Source organism: Pseudomonas sp. (genome assembly GCF_049590575.1).
In the GTDB taxonomy this organism is placed as follows: Bacteria; Pseudomonadota; Gammaproteobacteria; order Pseudomonadales; family Pseudomonadaceae; genus Aquipseudomonas.
Genome location: NZ_JBAWDE010000338.1, coordinates 1 through 12,500 on the forward strand (window position 1 = coordinate 1; position 12,500 = coordinate 12,500).

Here is a 12,500-nt window from a genome sequence, read left to right on the forward strand (position 1 = left end):
GGCTTGCTCGCGAAAGCAGTGTGTCAGCCAACACATGCATCAACTGACAGGGCCCCTTCGCGAGCAAGCCCGCTCCCACATGGGAACTGCAGCGTTGCTAGCTGTTGCGGTCAGCCTCGCCGGTTGCGCCGGTCTGCCCGACCAGCGCCTGGCCAACGAAGCGCTGAAACGTGGCGACACCGTCACCGCTCAGCAGAACTACCAACAGCTGGCAGACCTGGGTTACAGCGAGGCCCAAGTCGGCCTGGCGGATATCCAGGTCGGCACCCGTGACCCCGAGCAAATCCGCCAGGCCGAAGCCACTTACCGCGCGGCCGCCGATACCTCGCCGCGTGCCCAGGCACGCCTGGGTCGCCTGCTGGTGGCCAAGCCGGGTTCCACCGAAGCCGAGCACCATGAAGCCGAAGGCCTGCTGAAAAAAGCCTTTGCCAATGGCGAAGGCAACACCCTGATCCCGCTGGCGATGCTGTACCTGCAATACCCGCACAGCTTCCCCAACGTGAACGCGCAGCAGCAGATCAGCAAGTGGCAGGCCGCCGGTTACCCGGAAGCCGGCCTGGCCCAAGTGCTGCTGTACCGCACCCAGGACACTTACGACCAGCATCTGGATGACGTGGAGCGCATCTGCAAAGCCGCGCTGAACACCACCGACATCTGCTACGTCGAACTGGCCACGGTCTACCAGAAAAAAGCCGAGCCGGAAAAACAAGCCGAACTGCTCAAGCAGATGGAAGCCGGCTACAGCCGTGGCACCGTTACCGCGCAACGCGTCGACAGCGTTGCTCGCGTGCTGGGCGATGCCTCGCTGGGCAAGACCGACGAGAAAACCGCCCAGGCGCTGCTGGAAAAAATCGCCCCCGGCTACCCCGCTTCCTGGGTCAGCCTGGCGCAACTGCTCTACGACTTCCCGGAACTCGGCGACGTCGACCAGATGATGAAGTACCTCGACAACGGCCGCGCCGCCGACCAGCCGCGCGCCGAGCTGTTGCTGGGCAAGCTCTACTACGAAGGCAAGTGGGTGCCGGCGGATGCCAAGGCGGCCGAAGCGCATTTCGAAAAAGCCGTGGGCAAGGAAGTGGCCGCCGATTACTACCTCGGCCAGATCTATCGCCGTGGTTACCTGGGCAAGGTCTACCCGCAAAAAGCCCTCGACCACCTGCTGACCGCTGCGCGCAATGGCCAGAACAGCGCCGACTTCGCCATCGCTCAATTGTTTTCCCAAGGTAAGGGCACCAAGCCCGACCCATTGAACGCCTATGTCTTCAGCCAGTTGGCTAAAGCCCAGGACACGCCAGAGGCCATTGACCTGGCCACGCAGCTCGAAGCCCCGCTGACGCCGCAGCAACGCGCCGAAGGCCAACGCCTGGTGCAACAAGAACTGGCCGCGCGCGGCACCCTGGCCCAGAGCACGCTGCAACTGCACGCCCTGCAAGAAGAAGACGGCGAGGAATCCCTATGAAGCTCAATCCATTCGTCAAGGCCGGTATCGGCCTGACCTTCGCCCTGCTGTGGTCGTGCCCTACCCTGGCGGCGCTGACCGAAGCCAAGAACTTCGGCCTGGAAGTCAAAGCCACCGCCCAGTCCGAAGATGACCGCGACCTCGGCACCCAGAAAGGCGGCGACGTCAACGGCATCGGCCTGGACCTGCGCCCGTGGATCTACGGCGAAAGCGGCAACTGGAGCGCCTACGCCATGGGCCAGGCGGTCGTGTCGAGCGACATCATCGAGACCGACACCCTGCAACAGTCGGCCGATGACGAAAACCAGCAAACCACCAACAACGACCGCAAGGCCAAGAAAAACTACCTGGCCATGCGCGAGTTCTGGGTCGGCTACAGTGGCTTCACGCCCTACCCTGGCGAGATTCTCAAGCTCGGCCGTCAACGCCTGCGCAATGACGACGGCCAGTGGCGCGACACCAACATCGAAGCGCTGAACTGGACCTTCGACACCACCTTGCTCAAGGCCAATGTCGGCGTTGCCGAACGCTTCAGCGAATACCGCACCGATCTCAAGGAACTGTCGCCCAAGGACAAGGACCGCCAGCACCTCTACGCCGACGCCGCCTACCAGTGGACGCCGGGCCAGTGGATCGGCCTGCGCGCCCACCACACCCATGACGACGGCAAGCTCGACTACCCGGAACCGGGCGTGGCCACCGACTCGCTGGACAAGCGCGAAAACGGCGACCTGACCTGGCTCGGCATCGAAGCCAACAGCGACGCCTATAACTGGCGCAACACCAACACCGTCAATTACTGGGCGAGCATCACCGGCATGCAGGGCGACCGCGACACGGTCAACGCCCTGACCGCCGACGGCACGCGCCCAGCGCAAGCCAAGCGCAGCGATGACGTGAATGGCTGGGCCACCGACCTGGGTATCCGCCTGCGCCTTGACCCGCAGTGGCAAGTGGGTGCGGCCTACTCCCGCGCCAGCGCCGAATACGAGCAGAACGGCCTGCAGAGCAACCGCTCGAACTGGACCGGCACCCAATCGCGCGTGCACCGTTTCGGCGAAGCGTTCCGCGGCGAAATGAACAACATGCAGTCCATGAGCCTGTTCGGTTCCTGGCAGCTGCGCGAGGACTACGACGCCAGCCTGGTGTACCACAAGTTCTGGCGCGTCGACGGCAACAAGCCGGTCGGCAGCAACGGCATCGACGCCGTGGAGAACCGCACCGATGACGTGACCGGCGCAATCGTGTCCAGCACGTCCCTGCCGCTGGAAGATGGCAAGAAAGACCTGGGCCAGGAGATGGACCTGGTCGTCACCAAGTACTTCAAGAAAGGCCTGCTGCCGGCCGCGCTCAGCCAGTCGATCGACGAACCGTCGGCCCTGGTGCGCTTCCGTGCCGGTGTGTTCAAGCCGGGCGACGCCTATGGCAGCCAGGTCGACTCGTACATGCATCGCGCCTTTGTCGACGTGATCTGGAAGTTCTGATGGGAGCCTGCGCAATGAATCCTCAAGCCCTCAAAGGCTCGGCCATGCTGGCGGCAGCGATGCTGCTGGCCAGCGCTGCTGCCATGGCCGATGTCGCGCCGCAGGCTAAAGCGCCGACCATCGCCAAAGAGCTGCAACAGGCCAAGACCTACACCATTTCCAGCCCGCCGACCGCGCCGCTGGAAATGGCCAAGCCTGCCCTGCCGGACCTGTCGGGCTACACCGCCGCAGCGATGGAAAAAAAGATCGTGCGCACCAAGCCGGGCAAGATCAGCATCCGCCGCATGATGCAGGAAGACGCGCTCAAGGACTTTATCGGCGGCGACAACAAGATGGCCGAATGGGTGGTGCGCCAGCACGGCATTCCCCAGGCGATCTTTGTCGACGACGGCTACATGAACCTCAAGGACCTGCTGGGCAAAGTGCCCAAGCAGTACCTCAGCGAAACGTCGCCGGGTGTGTTCCAGGCCAAGTTGCCGATCGTGGTCGGGCGCAAGGGCATCCTCGATATCGACAAGCAGACCAAAGAGCTGCGCCTGTCCCAGGAAGCCGGTTCGTTCCTGATCAACGACGGCCAGCTGTTTGTGCGTGACACCAAAGTCACCGGCTGGAGCGAAAAATCCAACGGCCCGGCGCTGTTCAAGTCGCCCAAGGAATTCCGTCCGTTCCTGCTGGCCTGGGGCGGCACCGAGACCTACATCTCCAACACCAAGATGGCCAGCTTCGGCTACGCCAACAGTAAGTCGTACGGGGTGAGTATTTCCCAGTACACGCCGAACATGGCCAAGGTGCTCAAGCGCCCTGAGCCGACCGGCTGGATTATCGATTCCGAGTTCTCGGACATGTGGTACGGCTTCTACTGCTACGAGACCACCGGTTTTGTGGTCAAGAGCAACACCTACAAAGACAACATCGTCTACGGTATTGACCCGCACGACCGTTCCCACGGCCTGATCATCGCGGACAACACCGTGTACGGCACCAAGAAGAAGCACGGCATCATCATTTCCCGTGAAGTGAACGACAGCTTCATCTTCAACAACCGCAGCTACGACAACAAGCTCTCGGGCCTGGTGATTGACCGTAACAGCGTGAACAACCTGATCGCCGACAACGAGATCTACCGCAACCACACTGACGGCATCACGCTCTATGAGAGCGGCGACAATCTGCTGTGGGGCAACAAAGTGATCGCCAACCGTCGCCACGGCATCCGCGTGCGTAACAGCGTGAACATCCGCCTGTACGAAAACACCGCGATGGCCAACGGCCTGACCGGCGTGTACGGCCACATCAAGGATTTGACCGACACCGACCGCGACATCGCGCTCGACCCGTTCGACGCCAAGGTCTCGCTGATCGTGGTCGGCGGTGAGCTGGCCGGCAACGGCAGCGGGCCGCTGTCCATTGACTCGCCGTTGAGCGTCGAGCTGTATCGCGTGTCGATGCTGGCGCCGACCAAATCCAGCGGCATCAGCTTCAACGGTGTGCTGGGTGATCGGCAGGAAGAAATTCTCGACCTGCTGGTGCGCCAGCAGAAAGCCGTGCTGATCGACCCTGTCGAACGCCAGACCGAATTGCAGGACTGAGGATGACCCTTATGCACCCACACATGATCAAACTGCTGAGCCTCTCGGGTCTGACCCTCGGCCTGCTCGCGGCCAGCCAGGGCGTGCGCGCCGACGAAATCAAGGCGCCGACCTTCACCGCCGAACCGTGCTGCAGCCTGTGCCCGGCCGCCCACGACGCGAAGAACTACACCACGCGCTACCAGCAGAACTTCACCACCCTGGTACAAGCCCAGGGCGACTGGCTGTTCCGGACCCAGGAAGACCTGCGCACCGAATTCGACACCAGCCCCGCCGGCTACAAGCGCATGCAGCAGTTGCACGATGCGTTCAAAGCCAAGGGCGTGGAACTGGTGGTGGTCTACCAGCCGACCCGTGGCCTGGTGAACCGCAACAAGCTCAACCCGGAAGAAAAAGCCAAGTTCGATTTCGACAAGGCCCTGGGCAACTACAAAACCATGCTCGGCCGTTTCGCCAAGATGGGCTACGTAGTGCCTGACTTGTCGCCGTTGACTAACGAGCAACTGCCGGACGAGCTGCCGGCCCACGATTTCTACTTCCGCGGCGACCAACACTGGACGCCGTACGGCGCCCAGCGCACGGCGAAAATCGTTGGCGCCAAAGTGCGTGCAATGCCTGAGTTTGCCGATATTCCAAAACGTGAATTCGAAACCAAGCGCTCCGGGCGCATGGGCAAGACCGGCACCCTGCACAACATGGCCGGACAACTGTGCGGCACCAGCTACGCGATCCAGTACATGGACCAGTTCACCACCGAGCCCAAGGGCGAAGCCGGTGACGGCGACCTGTTCAGCGATTCGGGCAACCCGCAGATCACCCTGGTGGGCACCAGCCACAGCGGCAAAAACTACAACTTCGCCGGCTTCCTCGAACAGGAAATCGGCGCCGATATCCTCAACGTCGCCTTCCCTGGCGGTGGCCTGGAAGGCTCGATGATCCAGTACCTGGGCAGCGAAGAATTCCAGAAAACCCCGCCGAAAATCCTCATCTGGGAATTCTCGCCGCTGTACCGCCTCGACCAGGAGACCATCTACCGCCAGATGATGGCACTGCTCGACAACGGCTGCGAGGGCAAGACCGCGCAGATGACCGCGAGCACGACGTTGAAGCCCGGCAAGAACGAATTGCTGGTTAACAGTTCGAACAAAGACCTGCGCAACGCCAACCATCAGGTTGATATCCGCTTCGCCGATCCGTCGGTGAAAACCCTGCAAGCCACCCTCTGGTACATGAACGGCCGCCACGAGGACATCAAGATCGAGAAACCCGAAACATCCGATACAGACGGGCGTTTCGCCTTTGAACTGCGCACCGATGAAGACTGGGCCTCGCAGAACTTGCTGGCCGTGGAAGTGCAGGGCCCTGAAGCGGGTGCTGCCGCGCAGAAAGTCGAAGCGAAAATTTGCACACGCAACGTATTCCCAAGCGGTGGTCAGAAGACCGCCTCACTCGGGCAATGAGGTTACCTATGCAGAAGTTATTGATTCCAACGCTGCTGGGCATGGCGATGTTCGCCGGCTCAGTCAACGCCGCCGCGCCACTGCGTCCACCCCAGGGTTATTTCGCCCCGGTGGAAGCGTTCAAGACCGGCGACTTCAAGAATGACTGCGACGCCATGCCGGCGCCGTACACCGGCTCGCTGCAATTTCGCAGCAAGTACGAAGGTTCGGACAAGGCCCGTTCCACCCTGAATGTGCAGTCGGAAAAAGCCTTTCGCGACAGTACCGCCGACATCACCAAGCTGGAAAAAGACACCAGCAAGCGCGTGATGCAGTTCATGCGCGACGGTCGTCCCGAACAACTGGAATGCACGCTCAACTGGCTGGCTACATGGGCTCGGGCAAATGCGTTGATGTCCAAGGACTTCAACCACACCGGCAAGTCCATGCGCAAATGGGCGCTGGGCAGCATGGCCTCGGCCTATGTGCGCCTGAAGTTTTCCGACTCGCACCCACTGGCCAACCACCAGCAGGAATCGCAACTGATCGAAGCCTGGTTCAACAAACTGGCGGATCAAGTGGTGAGCGACTGGGACAACCTGCCGCTGGATAAAACCAACAACCACTCGTACTGGGCCGCCTGGTCGGTGATGGCAACGTCCGTCGCCGTCAACCGCCGCGACCTGTTTGACTGGGCCGTGAAGGAATACAAGGTCGGCGCCAACCAGGTCGATGACCAGGGTTTCCTGCCGAACGAATTGAAGCGTCAGCAACGCGCCTTGTCGTACCACAACTACGCACTGCCGCCATTGTCGATGATTGCCAGTTTTGCCCTGGTCAACGGGGTGGACCTGCGCCAGGAAAACAACAGCGCATTGAAACGCCTGGGCGACAAAGTGCTGGCCGGCGTCAAAGACCCGGAGATCTTCGAACAGAAGAACGGCAAGGAACAGGACATGAAGGACTTGAAGCAGGACATGAAATTCGCCTGGCTCGAACCCTTCTGCACCCTCTACACCTGCGCGCCGGATGTGATCGAGCGCAAGCATGGGATGCAGCCGTTCAAGACGTTCCGCCTCGGCGGCGACTTGACCAAGGTCTACGACCCGACGCATGAGAAAGGCAATAAAGGTTCCTGAGCGAACTCGGTAAAAAATGTGGGAGGGGGCTTGCCCCCGATAGCAGGGTGTCATTCAACACAGATGGCGACTGTTACACCGCCATCGGGGGCAAGCCCCCTCCCACATTTTTGAGCCGGTTTCGTCAGTAGGAATGTTGTACCGCCCTCCCCGTTTTTTCGTGGGGGGGTTTGGGGGGGCTCTGGCCCTTGACTGTCTGTTAAACATGGAGAGATCGGGATGGTTTTCTCGTCCAATGTGTTCCTGTTTCTGTTCTTGCCGATCTTTCTCGGCTTGTACTATTTGAGCGGGCAACGCTATCGCAACCTGCTGCTGCTAATTGCCAGCTATGTGTTCTACGCCTGGTGGCGAGTGGACTTCCTGGCGCTGTTCGCCGCAGTGACCCTGTGGAATTACTGGATCGGCCTCAAGGTCGGCGCGGCAGGTGTGCGCACCAAGCCGGCTCAACGCTGGCTGCTGTTGGGCGTGGCAGTCGACCTGTGCATCCTCGGCTACTTCAAGTACGCCAACTTCGGCGTCGACAGCATCAACGTCATGATGAAGTCGGCCGGCCTGGAGCCGTTCATCCTCACCCACGTACTGTTGCCGATCGGGATCTCGTTCTACATCTTCGAGTCCATCAGCTACATCATCGACGTGTACCGTGGTGACACCCCAGCAACCCGCAACCTGATCGACTTTGCGGCGTTCGTGGCGATCTTCCCGCACCTGATTGCCGGCCCGGTGTTGCGTTTCCGCGACCTGGCCGACCAGTTCAACAACCGCACGCACACCCTCGACAAGTTCTCCGAGGGCTGCACGCGGTTCATGCAGGGTTTCATCAAGAAGGTCTTCATCGCCGACACCCTGGCGGTGGTGGCCGACCATTGCTTCGCCCTGCAAAACCCGACTACCGGAGATGCCTGGCTGGGCGCGCTGGCCTACACCGCGCAGCTGTACTTCGATTTCTCCGGCTACAGCGACATGGCCATCGGCCTGGGCTTGATGATGGGTTTCCGCTTCATGGAAAACTTCAAGCAGCCGTACATCAGCCAGTCGATCACCGAGTTCTGGCGCCGCTGGCACATCAGCCTCTCCACTTGGCTGCGCGACTACCTGTACATCACCCTGGGCGGCAACCGTAAAGGCACGCTGACCACCTACCGCAACCTGTTCCTGACCATGCTGCTCGGTGGCCTGTGGCACGGTGCGAACATCACCTACATCGTGTGGGGCGCCTGGCACGGCATGTGGCTGGCAATTGAAAAAGCCATCGGCCTCAACACCTCGCCGCGCAGCTTCAACCCGGTGCGCTGGGCCTTCACCTTCCTGCTCGTGGTGATGGGCTGGGTGATCTTCCGCGCCGAAAACCTGCACGTCGCCGGCCGTATGTACGGTGCGATGTTCAGCTTTGGCGAGTGGTCGCTGTCGGAACTCAACCGCGCCAACCTCACCGGTCTGCAAGTGGCAACCCTGGTAGTGGCGTACGCAACATTGGCGTTCTTCGGCCTGCGCGACTTCTACACCAACCGCCCTGCCGACAAAACCAAGCCGGCCGACCCGAGCCTGATCAAGGCCGTACCGGGCGACAACCCAGGCAGCATCCACCAGCCAGGTTTCACCGTTGGCCAGGACGCTGCCGTGCAACCGGCCTACTGGACCGCTGACTGGCCACGCTACGCCATGCGCGCTGCGGTGCTGCTGCTATTCGTGGCGTCGATTCTCAAACTGTCGGCGCAGAGTTTCTCGCCGTTCCTTTACTTCCAATTCTGAGGGAGCCGACCATGACCCGTTCATTACGCGTCCTCTATATCGGCCTGTTCCTGGTGGTGCTGCTGGCGCTGGGCGCCTGGTCGCTGCGCAGCTTCTTTGGCTTCAGCACCAATGCTGACGCCACGGTGCTTAACGGTCGCTGGACCAAGGCCGTCGAGACCCATTACGACGACCAGTTCCCGATCAAGCGCATCGGCACCAACCTGTGGGCGGCGCTGGACTACAAGCTGTTCAATGAAGGTCGCCCTGGCGTGGTGCTGGGCCGCGATCACTGGCTGTACAGCGACGAGGAATTCAACCCTGCCGTCAACGAAGACCAGAACCTTGAAGGCAACTACGCGCTGGTCGAAGGCGTGCGCCAGAAGCTCAAGGCCCAGGGCATTCAGTTGGTGATGGCAATCGTGCCGGCCAAGGTGCGCCTGTACCCGGAACACCTGGGTGAAGTGAAACCGGCGAGCATCCACGCCAACCTGTACCAGGACTTCCACGCCCGTGTGGCGGCCGACAAGATCATCGCCCCGGACCTGCTCGGCCCGCTGCAACAGGCCAAGCTGGGCGGCAAGCAAGTGTTCCTGCGCACCGACACCCACTGGACCCCGGACGGCGCCGAAGTCGCGGCCAAGCAGTTGGCCAAGACCATTGCCGAAAAAACCCCGCTCCACGGTGAGCCGCAGCGTTTTGTGACCGAGGCCGAAAAGACCGAACCGCACAGAGGCGACCTGCGTCTGTTCCTGCCGCTGGACCCGCTGTTCGAAAACCTGATGCCGCCGAAAGAGCCGCTGGAAAAACGCGTGACGCACCTGGCTGAAACCAAAGGCGACGACGCCCTGTTCAGCGACAGCGAAACCCCGGTGGCACTGGTCGGCACCAGCTACAGCGCCAACCCCAACTGGAACTTCGTCGGCGCACTCAAGCAAGCCCTGGGCAGCGACGTGGTCAGCTACGCCGAAGACGGCCACGGCCCGATCCTGCCGATGCTCAGCTACCTGAAAAGCGACGACTTCAAGAACAGCCCGCCACAGGTGCTGATCTGGGAGTTTCCTGAACGTTATCTGCCCGTCAACAACGAAATCGGTGACGCCGACCCGCAGTGGGTTGCGCAGCTTAAACAAGCCGGTTCGCGCCAACAGAACATGGCACTGAATACACCCGCTAAAAACCCAAAATCCGAGACGCCCGACCGGGCGCAAAACTGAAAGAGAGGTAACTCACATGACTTTCACTACTACTCCGCGTCGTCTCGCCAAGACCCTGGCCATCGCTGCCGGCTTGAGCTTCGTATCGATGTCTGCCTTCGCCGGGGGCGACGCCGCCCTCTACGGCCCGACCGCGCCAAAAGGCTCGAGCTTCGTGCGTGTGTACAACGCCAGCAACCAGGAAGTCAGCGCCACCGTCGGCGCGACCAACCTGAGCGACGTTGCACCACTGGCCAGCAGTGACTTCAGCTTTATGCCGGGCGGTGACTACAGCGCCAAGGTCGGCAGCCAGACCGTGCCGGTCAAACTTGCCGCCGACCACTACTACACCCTGGTCAACAACAGCAGCGGCCAACCGCAGCTGATCGAAGAGCCGCCGTTCAAGAACAAGCAGAAATCCCTGGTACGCGTGCAGAACCTCAGCGACAAGGCCCTGACCCTGAAAACCGCTGACGGCAAGACCGACGTGGTCAAGTCGGTGGCTGCCAAGGGCCGCGGCGAGCGCGAAATCAACCCGGTGAAAGTCAGCCTGGCGTTGTATGACGGTGACAAGAAAGTCGGCGACGTGAAGCCAGTGGCCCTGGAGCGTGGTGAGGCAGCGGTGCTGTACGTCACCGGCTCAGGCTCTAGCCTGTCGCCAGTCTGGGTGAAACGCCCAGTGTCGACCCGCTGATCAGATTTTCGACCGGGCTCCGTTCCCCTGTGGGAGCTGGCTTGCCTGCGATGGCATCACCTCGGTGTCACTGACACACCGAGTCGTCTGCATCGCGGGCAAGCCCGGCTCCCACGGGGGGCGGAGGAGCCCAGTCGGACCGAGACAAAAACAAGAGTGAAACGACAAACCTTCGTAGCTCTGACCCAAATTGATTCAAGGAGAAACACATGATCCCAGTAATCCTTTCCGGTGGTAGCGGCTCACGTCTTTGGCCGCTTTCCCGTAAACAGTTCCCAAAACAATTCCTGGCCCTGACCGGCGAGCACACGCTGTTCCAGCAAACCCTGGAACGCCTGGTGTTCGAAGGCATGGACTCCCCGATCGTGGTCTGCAACAAAGACCACCGTTTCATCGTCAACGAGCAACTGAGCGCGCGTAAGCTTGAATGCCAACGCATCCTGATGGAGCCGTTCGGCCGCAACACCGCGCCGGCCGTGGCCCTGACTGCGATGATGCTGGTCAACGAAGGCCGCGACGAGCTGATGCTGGTGCTGCCGGCCGACCACGTGATCGACGACCAGAAAGCCCTGCAACGCGCCCTGGCCCTGGCCACCGTGGCGGCCGAGCGTGGCGAGATGGTGCTGTTCGGCGTGCCGGCGACTCGCCCGGAAACCGGCTATGGCTACATCAAGTCGACCAACGATTCGCTGCTGCCCGAAGGCGTGAGCCGCGTCGAGCAGTTCGTTGAGAAACCGAATGAAAAACGCGCTGTCGAGTTCGTCAAAAGCGGCGGTTATTTCTGGAACAGCGGCATGTTCCTGTTCCGCGCCAGCCGCTTCCTCGAAGAGCTGAAAAAGCACGACCCGGACATCTACGACACTTGCCTGCTGACCCTCGAGCGCAGCCAGCAAGACGCCGATACCGTGACCTTCGACGAAGCCACTTTCGCCTGCTGCCCAGACAATTCCATCGACTACGCCGTGATGGAAAAAACCCAGCGCGCCTGCGTGGTGCCGTTGAGTGCCGGTTGGAGCGACGTGGGTTGCTGGGCCTCGCTGTGGGCGGTCAATGACAAAGACGTCAACGGTAACGTGAGCAAAGGCGACGTGGTCATCCAGGACAGCCGCAACTGCATGATCCACGGCAACGGCAAGCTGGTGTCGGTGATCGGCCTGGACAACATCGTGGTCGTGGAAACCAAGGACGCGATGATGATTGCCCACAAGGACAAGGTCCAGGGCGTCAAGCAGATGGTCTCGACCCTCAACGACCAGGGCCGCAGCGAAACCCAGAACCACTGCGAAGTCTACCGCCCGTGGGGCTCGTACGACTCGGTGGACATGGGCGGGCGTTTCCAGGTCAAGCACATCTCGGTCAAGCCGGGCGCGTGTCTGTCGCTGCAAATGCACCACCACCGCGCCGAACACTGGATCGTGGTCAGCGGCACCGCCGAAGTCACCTGTGACGAGAACGTGTTCCTGCTCTGCGAGAACCAGTCGACCTACATCCCGATTGCTTCGGTGCACCGCCTGCGCAACCCAGGCAAGATCCCGTTGGAAATCATCGAAGTGCAATCGGGCAGCTACCTGGGCGAAGACGATATCGAACGCTTCGAAGATATCTACGGGCGCTCCACGCCGGTAGAACGTGGCGTGTCGGTGAAAACTATCGCGCAGTAAAACAGTCGTACAAGAAGCCCTCACCCAGCCCATTGCGTCCCCTATCCGCAGTGGGTTGGGTGGGGGCTTTTTGTTTGGGATTTGCGCTGGCTGTCAGGGCCTCATCGG

At 61.2% G+C, this 12,500-nt stretch carries 9 protein-coding genes; all 9 read left to right on the plus strand.

The window, feature by feature from the left end:
• The first annotated feature begins 79 nt into the window (after positions 1–79).
• The 9 genes from algK (at position 80) to WBR57_RS23370 (ending at position 12,392) form a co-directional block, all read left to right on the plus strand.
• Positions 80–1,459 carry an alginate biosynthesis TPR repeat lipoprotein AlgK gene (algK, locus tag WBR57_RS23330; RefSeq protein WP_424087054.1) on the plus strand — a complete coding sequence of 460 codons (1,380 nt, stop codon included), beginning with the start codon at positions 80–82 and terminating at the stop codon, positions 1,457–1,459.
• Complete coding sequence (locus WBR57_RS23335; protein ID WP_424087056.1) at positions 1,456–2,943, plus strand: alginate export family protein; 1,488 nt, start codon at positions 1,456–1,458, stop codon at positions 2,941–2,943. Before algK ends, WBR57_RS23335 begins: the two co-directional genes overlap by 4 nt.
• Positions 2,943–4,532, plus strand: a complete 1,590-nt coding sequence (gene algG / locus WBR57_RS23340) for a mannuronan 5-epimerase AlgG (protein ID WP_424087058.1) — start codon at positions 2,943–2,945, stop codon at positions 4,530–4,532. The genes WBR57_RS23335 and algG overlap by 1 nt, the downstream gene beginning before the upstream one ends.
• 11 nt (positions 4,533–4,543) lie before the next feature.
• Positions 4,544–5,992 carry an alginate O-acetyltransferase gene (locus WBR57_RS23345; protein WP_424087070.1) on the plus strand — a complete coding sequence of 483 codons (1,449 nt, stop codon included), beginning with the start codon at positions 4,544–4,546 and terminating at the stop codon, positions 5,990–5,992.
• An 8-nt stretch (positions 5,993–6,000) separates the two neighbouring features.
• Complete coding sequence (locus WBR57_RS23350) at positions 6,001–7,110, plus strand: mannuronate-specific alginate lyase (RefSeq protein ID WP_424087060.1); 1,110 nt, start codon at positions 6,001–6,003, stop codon at positions 7,108–7,110.
• A 219-nt stretch (positions 7,111–7,329) separates the two neighbouring features.
• Positions 7,330–8,862, plus strand: coding sequence for an MBOAT family O-acyltransferase (locus tag WBR57_RS23355; RefSeq protein WP_424087062.1), 1,533 nt, complete (start codon positions 7,330–7,332; stop codon positions 8,860–8,862).
• Between the two features lie 11 nt (positions 8,863–8,873).
• Positions 8,874–10,058: an alginate O-acetyltransferase gene (locus tag WBR57_RS23360; protein ID WP_424087064.1), complete on the plus strand. Its 1,185-nt coding sequence runs from the start codon at positions 8,874–8,876 to the stop codon at positions 10,056–10,058.
• Between the two features lie 16 nt (positions 10,059–10,074).
• Positions 10,075–10,731, plus strand: coding sequence for an alginate O-acetyltransferase AlgF (locus WBR57_RS23365; RefSeq protein WP_424087066.1), 657 nt, complete (start codon positions 10,075–10,077; stop codon positions 10,729–10,731).
• 209 nt (positions 10,732–10,940) lie between these two features.
• Positions 10,941–12,392, plus strand: a complete 1,452-nt coding sequence (locus WBR57_RS23370) for a mannose-1-phosphate guanylyltransferase/mannose-6-phosphate isomerase (RefSeq protein ID WP_424087068.1) — start codon at positions 10,941–10,943, stop codon at positions 12,390–12,392.
• Positions 12,393–12,500: the final 108 nt, after the last annotated feature.